Origin of the sequence: Aeromonas enteropelogenes (assembly GCF_000819845.1) — a bacterium.
Taxonomy (GTDB): Bacteria; Pseudomonadota; Gammaproteobacteria; order Enterobacterales; family Aeromonadaceae; genus Aeromonas; species Aeromonas enteropelogenes.
In genome coordinates this window covers 146,819-165,481 of the sequence record NZ_CDCG01000037.1, presented here as the reverse complement: position 1 = coordinate 165,481, position 18,663 = coordinate 146,819, and the positions used below count along the sequence as shown (strand labels likewise).

General features: G+C 60.3%; 15 protein-coding genes. 9 read left to right on the top strand and 6 right to left on the bottom strand.

Translation table 11 applies throughout. The annotated features are described in order from the left end of the window. Positions 1 to 4: 4 nt before the first annotated feature. The 9 genes from agaF (at position 5) to BN1123_RS13560 (ending at position 8,020) form a co-directional block, all read left to right on the top strand. Positions 5 to 445, top strand: coding sequence for a PTS galactosamine/N-acetylgalactosamine transporter subunit IIA (agaF, locus tag BN1123_RS13600; RefSeq protein ID WP_042027591.1), 441 nt, complete (start codon positions 5 to 7; stop codon positions 443 to 445). Next, positions 446 to 1,645: an N-acetylglucosamine-6-phosphate deacetylase gene (nagA, locus tag BN1123_RS13595; protein WP_042027590.1), complete on the top strand. Its 1,200-nt coding sequence runs from the start codon at positions 446 to 448 to the stop codon at positions 1,643 to 1,645. Then, entirely contained in the window at positions 1,636 to 2,490 is an 855-nt protein-coding gene (locus BN1123_RS13590) for a tagatose bisphosphate family class II aldolase (protein ID WP_042027589.1), read from the top strand. The genes nagA and BN1123_RS13590 overlap by 10 nt, the downstream gene beginning before the upstream one ends. Positions 2,491 to 2,530: 40 nt before the next feature. After that, positions 2,531 to 3,007 (top strand): PTS N-acetylgalactosamine transporter subunit IIB, encoded by a 477-nt coding sequence (gene agaV / locus BN1123_RS13585; protein WP_026456121.1) that lies wholly within the window; start codon positions 2,531 to 2,533, stop codon positions 3,005 to 3,007. Between the two features lie 2 nt (positions 3,008 to 3,009). Next, on the top strand, positions 3,010 to 3,789 hold the full coding sequence (gene agaW / locus BN1123_RS13580; protein ID WP_042027588.1) for a PTS N-acetylgalactosamine transporter subunit IIC: 780 nt from the start codon (positions 3,010 to 3,012) through the stop codon (positions 3,787 to 3,789). A gap of 1 nt (position 3,790) precedes the next feature. Continuing rightward, positions 3,791 to 4,630 (top strand): PTS system mannose/fructose/sorbose family transporter subunit IID, encoded by an 840-nt coding sequence (locus tag BN1123_RS13575; protein ID WP_052449267.1) that lies wholly within the window; start codon positions 3,791 to 3,793, stop codon positions 4,628 to 4,630. Positions 4,631 to 4,651: 21 nt separating this feature from the next. Beyond that, on the top strand, positions 4,652 to 5,380 hold the full coding sequence (locus BN1123_RS13570) for a sugar isomerase domain-containing protein (RefSeq protein WP_042027582.1): 729 nt from the start codon (positions 4,652 to 4,654) through the stop codon (positions 5,378 to 5,380). A gap of 13 nt (positions 5,381 to 5,393) precedes the next feature. Further along, a complete protein-coding gene (locus tag BN1123_RS13565) occupies positions 5,394 to 6,125 on the top strand; it encodes a sugar isomerase domain-containing protein (protein WP_042027581.1) in 732 nt (243 codons plus the stop codon). A 65-nt stretch (positions 6,126 to 6,190) separates the two neighbouring features. Then, positions 6,191 to 8,020 carry an RICIN domain-containing protein gene (locus BN1123_RS13560; protein WP_042027580.1) on the top strand — a complete coding sequence of 610 codons (1,830 nt, stop codon included), beginning with the start codon at positions 6,191 to 6,193 and terminating at the stop codon, positions 8,018 to 8,020. Positions 8,021 to 8,234: 214 nt separating this feature from the next. Here the strand turns inward: BN1123_RS13560 and fdhF are convergent, their stop codons facing one another. From fdhF to BN1123_RS13530, 6 genes are all read right to left on the bottom strand, one after another. After that, positions 8,235 to 12,392, bottom strand: coding sequence for a formate dehydrogenase subunit alpha (fdhF, locus tag BN1123_RS13555; RefSeq protein ID WP_042027578.1), 4,158 nt, complete (start codon positions 12,390 to 12,392; stop codon positions 8,235 to 8,237). 470 nt (positions 12,393 to 12,862) lie between these two features. Beyond that, positions 12,863 to 14,011, bottom strand: coding sequence for an iron-containing alcohol dehydrogenase (locus BN1123_RS13550; protein WP_042028191.1), 1,149 nt, complete (start codon positions 14,009 to 14,011; stop codon positions 12,863 to 12,865). Between the two features lie 92 nt (positions 14,012 to 14,103). After that, a complete protein-coding gene (gene fucU, locus BN1123_RS13545; RefSeq protein WP_042027576.1) occupies positions 14,104 to 14,529 on the bottom strand; it encodes an L-fucose mutarotase in 426 nt (141 codons plus the stop codon). 10 nt (positions 14,530 to 14,539) lie between these two features. Further along, complete coding sequence (locus BN1123_RS13540) at positions 14,540 to 15,382, bottom strand: class II aldolase/adducin family protein (RefSeq protein WP_052449266.1); 843 nt, start codon at positions 15,380 to 15,382, stop codon at positions 14,540 to 14,542. Continuing rightward, positions 15,379 to 16,827: an L-fuculokinase gene (gene fucK, locus BN1123_RS13535; RefSeq protein ID WP_042027574.1), complete on the bottom strand. Its 1,449-nt coding sequence runs from the start codon at positions 16,825 to 16,827 to the stop codon at positions 15,379 to 15,381. Before fucK ends, BN1123_RS13540 begins: the two co-directional genes overlap by 4 nt. 53 nt (positions 16,828 to 16,880) lie before the next feature. Continuing rightward, positions 16,881 to 18,659, bottom strand: coding sequence for an L-fucose isomerase (locus BN1123_RS13530; RefSeq protein WP_042027572.1), 1,779 nt, complete (start codon positions 18,657 to 18,659; stop codon positions 16,881 to 16,883). Positions 18,660 to 18,663 lie beyond the last annotated feature (4 nt).

Below are 18,663 nucleotides of genomic sequence, written 5' to 3'. Positions count from 1 at the left end.
TTCCATGCTGGGCATCATCATCAGCGGTCACGGCGGGTTCGCCAGCGGTTTGGCAGAGGCGATGGAGCAGATCCTGGGGGAACAACCCTGCGTGGTGGCCATCGATTTTCCCGAATCCTCCACCACCGCCCGGCTGGAGCGGCAATTTGCCCAGGCCATCCCGACGGTGGATCAGGGGGACGGGGTCGTGTTTCTCACCGACTTGCTGGGAGGAACTCCCTTTCGGGTGGCCTCCTTGCTGGCCATGAGGGTACCCGGGCGAGAGGTGATCACCGGCACCAACTTGCAGTTGCTGCTGGAGATGCTGCTGGAGCGCGATGATCTGAGTGCCAGCGAGTTTCGCATCGAGGCCCTTGCCTGCGGTCATCGGGGACTCACCTCCCTGGCCGACGAGATGAACAAGGAGCAGCAAGCACAGGTTGGTTTGGTGGAGGGGGGGATTTAAATGGCTTCACGGATCCGTGCCCGTTACCTGCTGAGCGAGCAGGGGTGGCTGGCACATCAGCAACTGACCTTCGAGGCGGGGCGCATCACCGCCATCGACCCCTTCACGGGAGGCGAGCCGGAATGGGATGTCGAGCTGTTGGTGCCCGCCCTTATCGATGGTCATGTTCACGGCGGCGCCGGGGTGGACGTGATGGATGAGGAGGCCGGCGCCCTGGCCCATCTCTCCCTTGCCAAGGCGGCCGAAGGGGTCGGCGCCTTTCTGGCCACCACGGTGACCGCTCCATTGCAGCAGATCGAGCAGACCCTGACCAGGATCGCCGACGGCGTGGCCAGCGGGATGCCGGGGGCACAGCTGCTTGGCAGCTATCTGGAAGGGCCCTACTTCACCCCCGAGCACAAGGGAGCCCACGATCAGGCCCTGTTTCGCGAGTTGGATATCCCGGAGCTGGAGAGGCTGCAACAGCTTGCTCGCGGCACCCTGCGGGTGGTCGCCCTGGCGCCGGAGAAACCCCGGGCGCTGGAGGCCATCCGTCACCTTGTTGCCAACGATGTGCGGGTCATGCTGGGTCACTCGGCCGCCGACCATGACACCACCATGGCGGCGCTCTCGGCCGGGGCTACCGGGCTGGTGCACTGTTTCAACGGTATGCGCGGCCTGCACCACAGAGAGCCCGGCATGGTCGGCGCGGGCCTGAGCCATCCCCATGCCTGGCTGGAGCTCATCGCCGACGGCCACCATCTGCATCCCGGCGTGCTCAGGCTCTGCCACTGCTGCGCCGGCGAGCGCCTGCTGCTCATCACGGATGCCATGCGCGCCGCCGGCATGCCGGATGGTCACTACCTGCTGGGTAACCACAGGGTGGCGATGAAAGCGGGAGTGGTACGCACCGAGGCCGGCGGTCTGGCCGGCAGCACCCTGACCCTGCTTGGCGCGGTACGCAACATGGTACAGCTTGCGGACGTACCGCTTGCCGATGCCATCCACATGGCCTCACTGGCGCCGGCCCGCATGCTGGGGATTGCGGATCGCCTCGGTTCCCTCTCGGTCGGCAAGCAGGCCAACCTGCTCGCCCTTGGCAATGAGCTCGCTCAACAACACATCTGGGTGGCGGGCAGGGAGATAGATCCAGCCTGTTTCAGCCCCCTCTTCTCTGAGTCTCGCGTCAGCCATGGCGCACAGGAGTCACCATGTATCTGATCTCTTCCCATGAAATGCTCAAGGATGCCCAGCGCCGGGGTTATGCCGTTCCCGCCTTCAATATCCATAACCTGGAAACCGTGCAGGTCGTGGCCCGCACGGCGGCGCGCATGGGCTCCCCCGTTATCCTGGCGGGTACGCCGGGCACCTGTCGTCACGCCGGCGTGGAGTACCTCGTCTCCATCTGCCAGGCCGCGGCGCAGCAGTACCGCATCCCGCTGGTCTTGCACCTGGATCACCATGAGGACGAGCAGGACATTCGTCGCAAGGTCGAGGCGGGCATTCACTCGGCGATGATCGATGCCTCTCACTGCCCGTTCGAGGAGAACATCGCCAAAGTGCGCAGTGTGGTGACCTTCTGTCACCGGATGGGGGCCAGTGTCGAGGCCGAACTGGGCCAGCTTGGTGGTCAGGAGGATGACCTCGTGGTCGATGCCGGCCACGCCCACCTGACCGATCCGCTGAAGGCGGCCGAATTTGTCCTGCGTACCGGCATCGACTCGCTGGCCGTCGCCATCGGGACTGCCCATGGTCTCTACAAGGAAGAGCCCCATCTTGATTTCGCCCGCCTCGCCGCCATTCGCCAGCAGGTGGATATCCCTTTGGTGCTGCACGGCGCCTCCGGTGTGCCGGAGGTCGATGTGAGGCGCTGCATCGGACTTGGGATCTGCAAGGTCAATGTCGCGACCGAACTCAAGATCGCCTTTGCCGATGCCATGAAGGCCTTTCTTGGCAGTCACCCCGATGCCAGTGATCCACGCCAGTATCTGGTGCCAGCGATGGCTGCCATGGAAGAGGTCGTCGCCGCGAAGATATGCATGTGCATGAGCGACGGCAAATTATAAAAACAACTCATCTCAATTACATAAGGGAGGAAATGCCACTATGCCAAATATTGTCTACACCCGAATTGATGAACGAGGATTGCACGGCCAGGTGACCGTGGGGCATGGGCCACACTCGGGCTGCAATTTAATTCTGTTTGCCAATGATGCGGTGGCCAATGATCCGGCACAGCAAGCACTGGCAAATATGTCGGCAGGTGAATTTGATACCCGTTTTTTTACTTTGCAAAAAACCATTGATGTTATTCATAAGGCCGCCGGTCACCAGAAAATATTTATTCTGGTGCGTACCCCTCAGGATGCATTGACGCTGGTGAAAGGCGGTGTACCCATTACCAAAATCAATATAGGAAATATGCACTACAAGGAGGGAAAGGAGCAGGTTCATGCCACTGTGTCGTTGGATGATGATGACAAACATGCATTTCGGGAACTGCTTGAATTGGGGATCCCCTGCACGATTCAGCGTAATCCATCAGACACTCCAATCGATATTGGACAATATGTGAAGGTGTAGATATGGATATGATAACTGTATTGGCCATCGCCATCTGGTGCGGTTTGGCGGGCCTTGATTACTATGGTTCCGGACTGATGATTGGGCGGCCCATTGTCACCGGGTCCGTGGTCGGCCTCTTGATGGGCGATCTCAAAACCGGTCTCGAGATCGGCGCCACGCTGGAATTGGCCTGGCTTGGGCTGGTGCCGCTGGCCGGCGCCCAGCCGCCCAATGTCACCATCGGCTCGGCGGTCGGGGTCGTGTTTGGTATCCAGTCAGGATTGTCTTCCAGTGCGGTCGTCGGGGTGGTGATCCCCTTTGCCATCTTGATGCAGCAGTTGACCGTCATTCAATTCACAACCTTTGCGACCTTGATGGCCAGGGTCGATAAAATGGCCGCAGAGTGCGATATAAAAGGGATCGAGCGAATAAATTATCTGGGAATGGCGGCCTATTTCTTTACCTTCTTCATCTGCGCATTCATTCCAACCTATTATGGGGACGTTGTTGCCAAAACGATCGTCGAGCAGGTTCCCAAGGGTATTATCGAAGGATTAAGCATTGCCGGTGCCATGATGCCTGCGCTCGGTTTTGCCATGCTGTTGAAAATGATGCTGAAAGAAAAGAGATATATTCCATTTTTCATCATCGGTTTTATTTGCGTCACCTTCCTGGAACTGCCGGTGATTGCCATTGCGCTGCTCGGTTTGTCGGTTGCTATTATCGATTATTTCAACCAGGCCGAACGCAAACAAAGCATGACCCGACCTGAGGATAAACAGATGGATGAGGGAATTTGACATGTCACAGCAAGCCAATGAAATAAAAAACGATGATGAATATCTCGATCAGGGCAATGAAATCGTGCTGGATAAAAAGTTGATGCGGCAATCCTGGCTGCGGATGCTGTGGGTGCAGGCTTCATTCAATTATCAACGCATGCAATCATCCGGATTTCTTTATGCCATGTTGCCGGCATTGCAGCGGATCCATAAAAACAAACATGATCTGTCATTGTCACTCCGGTTGCACAATGAATTTTTCAATACTTCTCCCTGGCTGGTTAGTTTTATGCAAGGGGTTATTTTGGCCATGGAAAAAGGCAAGCAACCCATAGAAACCATTCGAACCTTCAAAGTGGCCGCCATGGGGCCATTGGGCGGTATTGGTGATGCCATGTGCCAGTTGACCATGCTGCCTATTACAGCCTCCATCGCAGCATCATTGGCCCTGGATAAAGTCTATATCGCACCGCTTATTTTTCTGGTGCTGTTCAATATGGTGAGATTCTCGATATGGGTGCCTCTTTTCAATTATGGCTATAAATTGGGGCTCAATGCATTAAGCACCTTGAAACAACAGAGTGAAGCCTTTAGTCGCGGAGCCACCATTCTTGGCCTGATGGTGGTGGGGGCGCTGACGGCCTCCTTTGTCCGGGTTCAACTGGACGTCAATATCCCTCTGGGCGAGACGGCGTTGAGTCTTCAGGAAGGACTGTTAGACAAGATAATGCCCAATATCTTGCCGCTCGTTGTCGTCGCCTGCTGTTACCAGTTGATTATGCGTGGCTTGTCGCCTGTGAAAATCATGCTTGGCATGATCGCCGGTTCGATCATTTTTCATTACGCCGGAATACTTTGAGCCAGTGAGGGAAAGCGAATAATGATTAGCTATCTAGAGGAATGCAAAATCATCATCGAGCAGGTGATGAATAGTGAAGAAAATAATATTTTGCATGGAGCAAACCTGATGACCCGCACCGTTGCACAGGATGGTGTGATCCATGTATCTGGCGGTCATTGCCATATCTATGCCATGGAAACTTTTTATCGGGCTGGCGGTCTGGTGCCCATCAACCCGCTATTACCCCATATTTTTGCGACGGCGCCGCGTACCCAGGCTTATTCCGATCACATATATGAGGTGGAGGGGATCGGTTCCACTATTTTTGCGGATCAATGCGTCTCGACGAATGACTGCATCATATTGGCGTCGATAGCGGGCCGCACCATCCCCGTGGTGGATATAGCATTGGCCGCCAAAAAACGGGGCTTGCCAGTGATTGCATTGCAGTCACTGGCATTTAGCAGGCAGACAACACCGAAACACTCTTCCGGTCTCTTCCTGAGCGATATCGCCGATGTGACGATCGATCTGCATATTCCTTACGGGGATGCCGTTATCGAGCTGGAGGGCTTGTCTGAAAAATGTTGTCCTGTCTCGTCCGTGATCGGTTTCACCGTCATCCAGGCGCTGGTGACGCAGACAGTATGCAATCTGGCCGAATCCGGCCTGACCCCTCTCGTGTGGGTGAGTTCCAATCTCGACAGGGGCGATGAGATAAACAAAGAACATATTTTGTCCATGAAAGGACGGGTCAGCTGCCTGTGAGGGAGGGAATACTATGTACAAAAAATATGTGGCCGGATTGCTGCAGCATATGGATGTCGTGAAGGAGCAGCAGGCAATAATAGAGACGTGTGCCAAGGCGATGGCGCAGACCATCATCCAGGATGGCATGATCCATGTCACCGGCTGTGGCCATTCACAGATGTTTGCCCATGAGATGTATTACCGTGCGGGTGGTCTCGTGCAGGTGAATGCGATTCTGCCACCGATATTGGCATTAGCCCCCTATGCCCCCATGAGCACCTTTGCCGAACGGCAGCATGGCTTGGCCGCCATCGTGCTGGATGCCGAAAAAGAGTTGCGGGCGGGGGACATTCTGATCGTGGTATCGACTTCGGGCCGCAACCCTGTGCCCGTCGAGTTTGCCATGGAAGGGAAGAAGCGAGGCTTGACCGTGATCGGGCTGACGTCTCTTGCCTTTACCCGTTCGGTCAGCTCCCGGCATCAGAGTGGTAAAAAACTGGCGGACGTGTGCGATTACCTGCTGGATATGGGCGGTGTGCCGGGAGATGCCATCGTGCCCGTTCCCCATCATGATTTTGCCACCGGTTCAATCTCTTCCATTATTGGTTTTACGATCCTGAACAGCCTGGTTTATGAATGTGTCAAACAGATACTCAGGCTGGATCAAAAACCACTGCTATGGCGCTCGGTCAATGCCGCAGAGGCCGCCGAGACGAACCGCGTCAATCTGGATAAATATAAAAACAGAGTGACCTGCATGTAAATCATTGACGATGTTGCCGGTATTTTTACGGCAGCATCGATTTATATTGTCACATGAGGTTTGCCATGAAAAAACACACGCGATTTATGATAAGTGGAATAATAGGTCTCGGTTGTTTCTCCTTTCAATATGTCTGGGCTGCGGTGACAGCTGAACATACGTCTCCCGAGCAGGTGTTTCTGGTCAATGATTCACCGGGTTTCTCATTTATTGATGAAACCGGGAAATACCTGTATCACGATACCCTCTCGCAATATAACAAATACAATCCCAATAATGCCGATCATGCCTGGCGATTTTTCAGCGCCAAAAACTACCAGGGGGCAAGCGACAATATAAAAGACAAGCTGGGGGATTATGAAAAGATAAAACAGATCTACGACCAGGCCACGGTACAGAACACGGTTCCGTTATGTACCAATACTCCTTTGATGAAGCGTATAAAACCTCGTGGCAGTGGCTATGACTATATCAATTACTGCGGTTTGATGGATGTCTGGGTCGATCCGGATAGTGGGGACTGGTATGGCTTGCTGCATGACGAAATTTTTGGTCTGACTCCCAGGTATGATGCCATCGAGTTGGTCAAATCCACGGATAAAGGATTGAATTGGGCCGTCACCGATGTCATCCAGACCTCCCAATATGGCATGGCGGATTCGCGAGACGAAGCGCTGGGGCAAACTTACAATTACGGTGGTGGCGACCCTCGTCTGTTCGTGGATTATGCCTCCGGTTATTTTTATCTCTTCTACACCAGCCGGGTCATGAATCTGTCCGGCTGGTCCGGGTTCAGCTCCTTCATGCAGGAGCATGTCATGAGGGCCCCGATCTCGGGGAAAATGTCGCCAGAGTCGTGGCGAAAATATCATGATGGAAAGTGGGAAGCATTCTCTGCGGATGACTATTCCCTGGGTAATGCCGGTGCCGCCAGCAACATAGTGTCGGTAGAGTTGTCCCCCAAGGGGTATTTCACTCCCGAATATGACCCTGTCACCATGAGCGGCACCGCATCCGAGTTGGCCGGGCAGGGCAAACTGGTCAATTCGCCATTAAGAGTGATCAATGTGGCGTGGAATAGTTATCTGAAAAAATATGTGGCAACCCCCGAGCCATCGTCAGGGCCGAAAAATGAGGGCAAGGCGCCGTTGGCGCTTTACGTGACCGATAGTCTGTCGAGCCAGAAGTGGGAGAAGTTGCTGACATTGGACAACTATGTCACCCGCTCCTGGTATCGCTTCATGATGGATCCGCAGGTTCAGACAAGGTCCAATTTTATCGTGGGAAAAACCTTCCGGACCTATTGCTATGTTGAGTGCCAGAAATATGGTGGTGAATATATCGATGTGACCCTCCAGCGCTCACAAGAAGAGATCTCGCCCACACTGGAAAATACCCTGCTCAAAAACCGTGACGGCGAGGTATTGACCGCAGATGACAAGTTCAACCTGGCGGTGAAAAAAGAACCGGGCGAGGGTGATATGTCCTGGGGATTACAGGATAGGCAGGATGGTTATTATTCTGTGGTGGCCTATCCAACAGGGAATACGGCGCAAAAACGATATTTGGGGGTGATCGGCAGCGGGGCAGTCAACGATTTGAGAAAGTGGGGGGCCGAGGTCGGGTTGCTTGATAATCTTTGTCAGGATGCCACCGCCGATGAGTGCTTGAGCGCACAATGGATCAAGGTGCCGACTGTGATTAGCCGTGACGATGGCAGTGAGCGCCGCGATGGCAGTTATCGTCTGGTCAATCGCTTCAGTGGTCTGACGCTCAATCTCGATGCGAGTCAGGCTCAGGATCGCCAGGCCACCTTGTCGCCCTTCCGTTCCTGGGATTGCACCGGGGCGACTTGCAAGGACAGAAACAGGGCCTCCTCACAGATACTGCAATGATCCTTTGGTCGTGTGGCATTGGCACGTTCTCCCGGATCCTCGTCAAAGCGCCTTGAGAAGAGGCTGGAGGAAGAGAGACTGAAGGGACAGGGACTTAAGGTGCAGAGACATAAGAAAAAATAAGCCGCGCTGAAAAGAACAGAGCCACCCGTCGGGTGGCTCTGTTGCTATGGGGCCGTACATAGGGAGGGCGAACCGGGGTTGCCGCAAGCCATCAGACCATCTCGGCTTCAGCCTCCCGGGTGTTGGCCGGGGTGGCCAGCTTGTCAATACGCACCGCCGCGACCTTGAACTCGGGGATCTTGGCGTGGGGATCGGTGGCATTGATGGTGAGCCGGTTGGCCGGCGCCTCGGCAAAGTGGAACGGGATGAATACCACTCCGGGCTGCATCCGCTTGGTGACGAAGGCGGGTAGCTCGATATGGCCGCGGCGGCTGGTGACCTTCACCCGCTCGCTGTTGCCAATCCCGAGGCGCTCGGCATCCGCCACACTCATCATCACCCTGGGGCCGGCGAGCTTGTCGAGCCCCCTGGTCTTGCGGGTCATGGTGCCGGTGTGGAACTGCTCCAGCAGGCGCCCCGTGGTGAGCACTATCGGATAGGTTTCATCCGGCAGCTCGGCGGCATAGCGGAATGGCGTGGCCACCATCTCCCCCTTGCCCCGGGTGAACTGCTTGCCGTGGAGCAGGCGAGTCCCCTCGGGAGCCTGATCATGGCAGGGCCACTGCAACCCGGCCTGACCCACCTTGTCCCAGTGGATGCCGGCGTATTGGGGCGTCACCCGGCAGATCTCCTCGGTGATTTCGGCCACATTCTGGTAATGCCAGTCGCCCCCCATGGCATTGGCTAGCTGCTGGATGATCCACCAGTCTTCCCGCGCCTGCCCCGGCGCCTTGATGGCGGGGGAGAGGCGCTGCACCCGCCGCTCCGTGTTGGTGAAGTGGCCGCTCTTCTCGGCAAAGGAGCAGGAGGGGAGCACCACATCGGCGAGCTGGGCGGTTTCGGAGAGGAAGATATCCTGCACCACCAGGAATTCGAGGCGCTTTAGCCCCTCGATGACGTGATGCTGATCCGGATCGCTCAATACCGGGTTCTCTCCCATCACATAGAGCCCCTTGATAGTACCGGCGCAGGCGGCATCTATGGTCTCGGTGAGGGTGAGGCCGGGCTTGGCGGGCAGCCAGGGGGCTTGCCAGGCGGCCACGAAGCGGGCGTGCACGTCCGGGTCAGCCACCTTCTGATAGCCGGGGAAGTTGTTGGGCAGGGCTCCCATGTCGCAGGCTCCCTGCACGTTGGACTGGCCGCGCAGGGGATTGATACCACCCCCCTCAATGCCGATGTTGCCGCACAGCAGTTGCAGGTTGGCGATGGCCCGCACGTTGTCGTGGCCCGTGGTGTGCTGGGTGATCCCCATGGAGTAGTAGATGGCGGTGCGCTCGGCGGTGCCGATGAGCCGCGCCAGCTCAATCACCTGCTCGGCGGGCACGCCGGTGATGAGGGCCACCTTGTCCGGGGCATAGGCGGGGGAGAGCACCTCGGCCTTGAGCGCCTCAAACCCTTCCACCCGCTCGGCGATATAGCTCTTGTCGTGCCAGTCGTGCCGGATGATCTGCTGCATGATGCCGTTGAGCAGCATCACGTCGGTGCCGGGGCGATGGGCCAGGTAGAGGCTGGCATGATCAGCCATCTCGATCCGCTTGGGATCCGCTACCACCAGCCGTGCCTTGCCCTCGCGCACCACCCGCTTGATGTGGGAGCCGATGATGGGGTGGGCCGCCGAGGTGTCGGAGCCGATGATGAAGATGAGATCCGAGTGATCGATGCTCGGGATGTCGTTGGTCATGGCCCCGCTGCCCAAGGATGCCTCCAACCCGGTGACGGTGGAGGCGTGGCACAGGCGGGCGCAGTGATCCACGTTGTTGGTGGCAAGCTCCCGGCGCATGAATTTCTGGAACAGGTAGTTGTCTTCGTTGGTGGTCTTGGCCGAGGAGAACCCCGCCAGCGCATCGCTGCCATGCTCTGCCTTGATGGCACCAAAGCGCTCTGCCACCAGGGTGATCGCCTCCTGCCAGCTGGCGGGCACCAGCTGGCCATCCTTGCGGATCAGCGGCGTGGTGAGGCGCTCCTCGCTCTGGATAAAGTCAAAGCCAAAGCGCCCCTTGACGCAGAGCAGCCCCTGGTTGACCGGGGAGTGGCGGTTGCCCTCCACATAGCGGATGCGCTGCCGCGCCTCATCCACATAGAGGGTGACGCCGCAGCCAACCCCGCAGTAGGTGCAGATGGTGTTGACCGGGGTGAGCAACTCGGTGCGTCCCTGGGACTTGTCGCGGGCATCCACCATGGCGCCGGTGGGGCAGACCTGCACACAGGCGCCGCACTGCACGCAGTGGGAGTCCCCCATCGCCAGTCCCGCCTCGAACTGCGGCCGGGTCGAGAGGGTGCCATCGGCCTGTCTGGCAAATTGCAGGATGCCCTGTACCGCCTGCTCGTTGCACGCCTGCACGCACTGGCCACAGCCGATGCAGCGGTTGGCATCGAACACGATGAATTCGCTGCTGTTGTCCACCGCAAACTTCTGGCAGTCATGGGTATCGAGGGTGCTCTGGTCGACCTTGTATTCGGTGGCATAGTCGCGCAGGGCGCAATCGGTATTGGCCTGGCAGCCGCACTCCAGGCAGCGGGCCGCCTCGGCCCGGGCCGCGGCATCGCTAAAGCCCTGCTCCACCTCGGCAAAGCTGCCGCTGCGCTCGGCCAGATGGGGCATGACGGCGCGGGCGACCTGCTTCAGGTGGGCGAACTGGGCGGGGTCCACCTGCTTGAGGGAGGGGGCCTTGCTGGCGTTGAAGGGGCGTACCGGATCCACCATGGTGCCGTGCAGGAAGTGGTCGATGGCCAGCGCCGCCTTGCGCCCGTCGGCGACCGCCTCGATGGCGGTGGCCGGCCCCCGGCGCAGATCGCCGATGGCAAACAGATTGGCGTGACCGCTGTGCATGGTCTCGGGGTGGGCGTCCAGAGTATTCCAGCGGGTGAGGGGCAGGGTCAGCGACTCCCCTTCCATAAAGCTCAGATCCGGCCGCTGGGAGACGGCGGCGATGACGGTATCAAACTCCTCGACGATGAACTCGCCGGTGGGCTCGGGGCGGCGGCGGCCGGAGGCATCCGGTTCGCCGAGGGCCATCTTCTCGAGCCGCACCTGACAGACGCGGCCCGCTTCATCGGCCAGGTTCTCTACCGGATTGGTCAGCATCAAAAAGCGCACCCCTTCGTGCTCCGCCTCGTCAATCTCGTACGCCTCGGCAGGCATCTCGGCGCGGGTGCGACGATAGATGAGGGTGGTCTCGGCGCCGAGGCGCACCGCAGTACGGGCGCAGTCGATGGCGGTATTGCCGCCACCGATCACCGCAACCCGTTTGCCGGTGGTGAGGCGCTGCTCCAGCATCCGATCCTTGAGGTAGTCCACCCCGAGATAACAACCTTCGAGAGTGCAGCCCGGGTACTCCATGGGCACAGCCTGGGAGGCGCCGACCGCCAGACAGACGGCGTCGTAGTCGCGGCACAGAGCCGAGAGGCTGAGCTCCTGCCCCAGGCGCTGGCTGGTGTGGATCCGCATGCCGCTCTCGCACATCAATGCGATCTCTTGATCGAGGATCGCCTTGGGCAGCCGGTATTCGGGGATGCCGTAACGCAGCCAGCCACCGGCCTCGGGCATCGCCTCGAAGAGATCCACGTCGAACCCCTCATAGCCCAGGTAGTAACCGCAGGTGAGCCCCCCCGGGCCGCTGCCGATGATGGCGACTCGCTTGCCCTTGGCGGGCTTTTTCGGGGGGTGATAGGGGGTCATCCCGGCCAGATCCAGATCGGCGGCATGGCGCTTGAGTTGGCGAATGGCCAGCGGCTCATCCACCAGGGAGCGGCGGCATTCGGCCTCGCAGAAGGCCGGACAGACCCGGCCGATGGAGAGCGGCATGGGCAGTGTCTGCTTGATGACGGCGGTGGCCGCCTCGTGATCCCCCATGGCGATATGGTGCAGATAGGACTGGATATCCACCCCGGCCGGGCAGGCTCGCTGGCAGGGGGCCTCGCAGTCGGCGTAGTGATCCGCGAGGATGCGGCCGAGCGCCTGCTGGCGGTGATCCCTCAGGGCCTGCGATTGGCTGGTGACCACCATCCCCTCGCTCGGGCGGGTTTCGCAGGCGCGCCGGATGCCGACACCGGCGATCTCGACCACGCAGAGATCGCACGGGGTCTTGGGGGCACGGTCGTTGTCGCCGCACAGGGAGGGGATGTCGATATGGTGCTGTTTTGCTATCTGAAGCAGGGTCAGGGTCGGATCAACCGTCAGCTGAGCCCCATCGAGAGTGAGAGTGAGCATGGCGTCATAAACTCGGGTCAAGGCGCAGAAAATGCTGCATCTGGCGGAGCCAGCAGGAGAAGCGATCGAACAATCGCTGGATATAACCCCACATTACCAAAGGTCATCCACAACTTTATTTGATTTCGGACAGGTTATTGCGCCATAGGGGAAAACGCTTTCAAGGCTGGCTATGAGCCAGGGTCAGCGGACGAGCCGTTAAAGATAATTCCTTTAATAGCAGTATGTTAGTGGGTCATTGCGGCTTGTGAACGACAGGGTTACCAGCAAGGAATGACGCCAGAAAAGATGAGGTGTGGGCCATCTGGCTCTTTTTCTACAACTGTTTTTGCAATGAGGAAGGAATGGCCCGGGCGGCTGGCATCAGCACAAAAGGTTGCCATGGTGCCATATTGCCACATGAAAGGGCCGCGGTTGATACCGCGGCCGTCATGATGCCAGGGGGGGGAGTGACCGCCTGCAACAGAGGGTTAGAGCGCCGCCAGATAGAGTGCGCGGATCTGTTCGGGATCTGCGGCGCGCGGATTGCCGGGGGCACAGGGGTCGGCCATCGCCTTGTCAATCCAGCGGTCGATGTCGGTGCTGGTGATGCCAAGGGCCGAGAAACCGGCGGGGATGCCCACCCGTGCCGAGAGGGTACGGATTGCCTCGATGGCGGCCTGGCTCGCCTGTTCCTCGTCCATGGTGGTGGTGTCCACGCCGAGGGCGCGGGCTATGGCGGCAAAGCGGCTCACGCACACCGGCCGGTTGTAGTCGCAGATGACGGGCAGCAGGATGGCGTTGCAGACCCCGTGGGGCAGGTCGTGGGTCGCCCCCGGTTGGTGCGCCAGCGCATGTACCAGACCCAGCCCCGCACTGTTGAACGCCATGCCGGCCAGATACTGGCCATAGGCCATCATCTCGCGCCCTTGCAGATCCTGCCCCTGTTCCACCGCGTGAGGTAGCCAGCGGCCGATGATCTCGATGGCCGCCAACGCCGAGTGATCGGTAAGCGGATGAGCCCCTTTGGCCACGTAGGCCTCGATGGCGTGGGTCAGGGCATCCATGCCGGTGGCGGCGGTCACTGCCGGTGGAATGCCGAGCATCAGGGTCGGGTCATCCACCGCGATATCGACCAAGATGGCGGGATCGATGATCACCTCCTTCACCTGGCGGTCGGTGTCGGTGATCACCGCATTGCTGGTCACCTCGGCGGCAGTGCCGGCGGTGGTGTTGATGGCGGCGAGAAAGACACCGCGTTTGGCCACCTTGCCCACCCCGCTGTAGGAGGTGACGGGGCCCGGGTTGGCGGTGAGAATGCAGATCCCCTTGGCGGCGTCAATGGCGCTGCCACCGCCAAGGGCGATGATGCAGTCACTGTCGCTGCGCACGAAGGCGCGATGGCCTGCCTCGACGATCGCCACCGTCGGGTTGGGCATCACCTCGCCAAACAGGCAGTGATCGAGCCCACGGGCGGTGAGCCCCTCCACCACAGGTTGATGCAATCCGAGGCGCAGCAGATCCCGGTCGGTCACCAGAAGCGCCCGCTTGAAACCCTCTTGCGCCACCCGATCCAGCATGTCACCGATGGCGCCCGTGCCGTGAAAACTCAGTCTGGGCATGGCCAGCATAAAGCTCATGATTGTCTCCTTGAACATTTCGAATGTATCCATGAACGGGTCTGCCCGTTCATCGGGACACTCGGGCGGGGTCAGGCCCCGCCGCATCAGGGTCAACTCGGGGTGACCCCTTTTTTAAGCAGGATGTTGCCGTACTTGGCGCACTCGCCGGTGATCAGGATGGCGTAAGCCTGCTTCGCCCGCTCATAGAAGGCGAAGCGATCGATGCGCGTCACGTCGACCCCCGGGTTGTGCCCGGCCAGGGCTGCCAGGTAGCGCCGCTCCACGGCCGGATCCAGCTCGTCCCCCGCCACCGCCGCCATCATCACCAAGGGCGGGGCGTAGGCGTCGAGTTCAAACAGCGGGCTGATGGCAGCCAGCAGGGCATCGACCGGGATGCCGTCGGCCCTCAGTACCCGCCGGCCGAGCTGGTGGGCCGGGAAGTGGGCATCGGCAAGGATCAGCTCGTCGCCGTGGCCCATCTCGGCCATCACCTTGAGCAGGTCTGGGCTGATGAGGGGTGAAATTCCCTTGAGCATAGCGTTCTCCTTAGCGGGTGTGCAGCGGGCGGCCGGCAAACTCGGTCGCGTTAAAGAGCTCGGCATCGCTGCGTTCGCTGCGGGCATCGGGCATGCCGAGGGCCTGGCGAATGCGGATGAAGTCGCGCATCGAGGCGGCATCGACCCGGGTGATGGGGCGTTCCAGCTCGGTGGCCAGCAGCAGGATGCGGCAGTAGGCGTCGACGTTCTCGAGCTTCCAGTAGGCATCCTCCACGTGATCCCCCCAGACGATGACGCCGTGGTTCTCCATGAAGATGCACTGGTGATCGACCGAGGCCTCTCCTACGTTGTGGGCGTTCTCCTGACTCCCCGGCGTGGCATAGGCGGCCAGCCCTACCTCGCCGAAGAAGATATCCGGCTCTGGCATGATGCCGGAGGGGGGCACAGAGCCGGTGATCAGGAAGGCGTTGGCATGGGCCGGGTGGGCGTGTACGCAGGAGCGGGCACCGCTTTGGCGCATGATGGCGAGGTGAGTCTTGATCTCGCTGGTGGAGGGGCGGATGCCGGCCTTCTGGCGCCCGTCCATGTCTACCAGGCAGAGATCTTCAGGGCGCATGAAGCCCTTGCTGATGAGGGTCGGGGTGCAGAGCACCAGGTTGTCACCGACACGCACCGAGATGTTGCCACCGTTGCCATCCACGTACTCTTTTTGCCACAGGCGGCGCCCGATATCGCAGATGCGCTGTTTGAGCTGCTCCATGGGGGCGCTGTAGAAAAAGGCGTGTACCTGCTCCGGGGTGACGGGGTCCTTGCCCTCTTCCCAGTGATAGACGAAGTCGGGGAGAGGCGGGTTGATGGTCCAGTCTGCGGCAGTACGAATATCACAGTTCATGAGTGCAATTCCTTGTAGAGAGTCTGGTAAGCCCCGGCATCGGCCGAAGGCTGGAAAGGGGTATAGCGTCTGGTGAGGGCGGCATGGGCAACTGCCAGGGTGGGGTGCAGCCGGGCACCTGTCATGGCATAGAGGGCGGCGCCGAGCACAGTGGTCTCCGCCTCGTCGATGGCGAGCACGGGCAAACCCAGCACATCGGCCTTGATCTGGTTCCACAGGGCATTGCGCGAGCCGCCGCCCACCACCAGCAACTGCTGCGCCTGGAAGTGGCCAATCTGCTCGAGCCGGGTCAGTTGCCCCTTGAGATGAAAGGCCAGCGCCTCCAGGGCGGCGCGATAGAGATGGCCGCGACGGGTCGAGAGGGAGAGGCCGGTAAAGGCCCCTTGGCCATGCCCCACGCCATTGGCCAGCAGATTGGGTGCCATGCGCACGCCGTCACAGCCGACCGGCACGGCGCGCGCCTCATCGATCATCGCCTCGTAATCACCGCCCTCCGGCCAACCGAGGGTTCGCACCCACTCCAGCACGCCGGAGGCGAGCCACTGCAGGCCGGGATTGAACTGGCCGCGGTCGGCATCCAGCTCGCAGGTCGAGCCTGCCACCCGGGCCAGGGCGTCGCTGTCTACTTGCGGGGTGCGCACCATCAGGATCTCCCAGGTGCCCGACGAGAGGACTGGTTGATCCGGGCCCGCGCCGGAGCCTGCCAGGGCGAACTGGGTGTCATGGCCAGCGCTCACCACCGGGATGCCGGCAGGCAGGCCGAGCCGCTCGGCGAAGTCGGGCAGCAAGGAACCGATCATTTCGCCCGCCGCCACCATGGGCGGGAAGAGATGCTCGGACAGGCCGACAGCATCCAGGATGGTGCGGCTGAAACACTCCTGCTGCAGACTGAGCAGCTGGCTGGTGCCGGCCATGGTGCGGTCGGTTGTCATCTTGCCGGTCAGACGGTGATTGATGAGCGACGAGATGAAGAGCCAGGCGTGGGCGCGCTCGACCAGCTCGGGGTGCTGCTCACGCAGCCAGATCAGCTTGTAGAGGGTATTGAAGCCAAATTGCCCCACCCCGGAGAGGCGCTGCAACTGCTCGGGATCCAGATAACGACGGATCTGCTCCATCACCGCTACGGTGCGCGGGCACTTCCAGCTGATGATGGGATAGAGCAGCTCGCCCCGTTCATCCACCAGGGCACCATCGACGCCGAAGGTGGTGACGGTGACGGCCCGGATCTCGCACCCGGCCAGCGCCGGTTGCAACTCGCGGCAGCAGTGGGTGAAGCGTGCTAGGATCGCCTCCAGCGACCACTGGTGCCACTCCGGATGTTCCCGTGCTGGCTCGGTTGCATTGGCCACGGCTGCCTTGGCCACCACTTCACCTGCGGTGTTGACGGCAATGGCCCGGACATTGGTGGCACCACAATCGAGCACGATGACAACATCTTGCCTCATGACAACTCCTTACAACGAGGGAAGAGAGCAGGGCCTTGCGGCCCTGCCGGTACTTAGCGATAGAGCGGGCCGTAGTTGGCGCAGGCGCGATAGTCCTGCCCTTCGCTGTCCATGCCGTGGGCGCCCCAGGCGGAGGGACGGAACACCTTCTCTTCCGGCACGTTGTGCATGCAGACCGGGATGCGCAACATGGCGGCCAGGGTGAGCAGTTCGCTGCCCACATGGCCGACCGTCAGCACGCCGTGGTTGGCACCCCAGTTAGCCATGACCGAGTAGACATCGCGGAAGGCTCCCTGCCCGGTGAGGCGAGGGGCAAACCAGGTGGTCGGCCAGGTGGCGTCGGTGCGCTGATCCAGCACGTCGTGGACCTGTTGCGGCAGTGCCACGCTGTGGCCCTCGGCGATCTGCAGGACCGGACCAATTCCCTTGACGATGTTGATGCGACTCATGGTGAAGGGGATGCCGCCCTCGGTCAGGTAGTGAGTGGACAAGCCACCGCCATGGAAGTACTCCTCGATGGCCGGACACCATTCGGTAGCGGCGAGACAGGCTTTGATGTCCTCTTCGGTCACTTCCCAGTGGGGCTTGATGGTCGGCTTGCCGTCGGCGTCGCGCTGGCGGCCGGTGCCGTCGAGGGCGGCGGAGCCCGAGTTGATCATGTGGATGATGCCGTGTTCGGCGAGCCCGGTCAGACGGTGGCCGGTGACCCGCTCGACCGAATCGGGAGACCAGTAGGTGCGCACGTCGCAGAAGATCTGGGCGGTGCCGGTCAGGCCGTAACCCAGCAGCATGCTCATGGCATTGAGGCTGTCATTCTCGGTGCCCATGATGATGGGGGCGCGGGGGCCGTTCCAGTCGAACGAGCTGTTGAGCAGGGTTTCGGCGGTGTCACCGTTGGGGTATTGATTGGTCCAGTGCAACTGCCCCTGGAAGCCGCCGACGATGGCGTTGTACCCCAGGGCCTCGGCACCGAATCCGAGTTCGGCCAGGCGCGGGTTTCCCTGCATCATGTCGCGCATGCAGATGGTCATCAGCAGGCTCTCGCGCAGCATGGCATGCTTCTGCTCCGGGTTGCGGCGACGCTCGGGAGGGTTTTTGTCGACGCCTTCATTGAAGTACTTGTCGGCCCAGGCCAGTGCAATATCCAGCTCGGCCGGATCATAGATGCCTTTTTCCATGCGTCGGCGCAGCTCTGTCATGTCCACCGCCTGCACCCGCATGCCGAAGAACTCCTCGAAGAAGGTGTGATCGACGATGGAACCGGCGATCCCCATGGAAACCCCGCCGAGGGAGAGGTAACTCTTGCCACGCAGGGTAGCGACTACCAGGCCGGCGCGGGCGAAACTCAGCAGCTTCTCCTGCACGTCGGCCGGAATGCCATCGCTGTCTGCATCCTGCACATCCTTGCCGTAGATGGAGAAGGCGGGCAGCCCTTTCTGGTTATGGGCTGCCAGGGCCGCTGCCAGGTAGACGGCGCCCGGGCGCTCGGTGCCGTTGAAGCCCCAGATGGCTTTGGGACGCAGCGGATCCATGTCGATGGTCTCGCTGCCAAAACACCAGCAGGGGGTGACCGTGATGGAGAGACCGACGTTGCAGGATTTGAATTTTTCCTCGCAGGCGGCGGACTCGGTCATGCCGCCGATGGTGGTGTCGGCGATGACGCATTCCACCGGCTCGCCGCTCGGATGGCGCAGGTGTTGGCTGAGAAACGCAGCGGTCGCTTGCGCCATCTTCATGGTCTGCTCTTCCAGGGATTCACGGACCCCCATGCGACGACCATCGATGGTGGGACGGATGCCGATGGTGGGGAGTGCGCCGATTAACTTGTTCATGTCT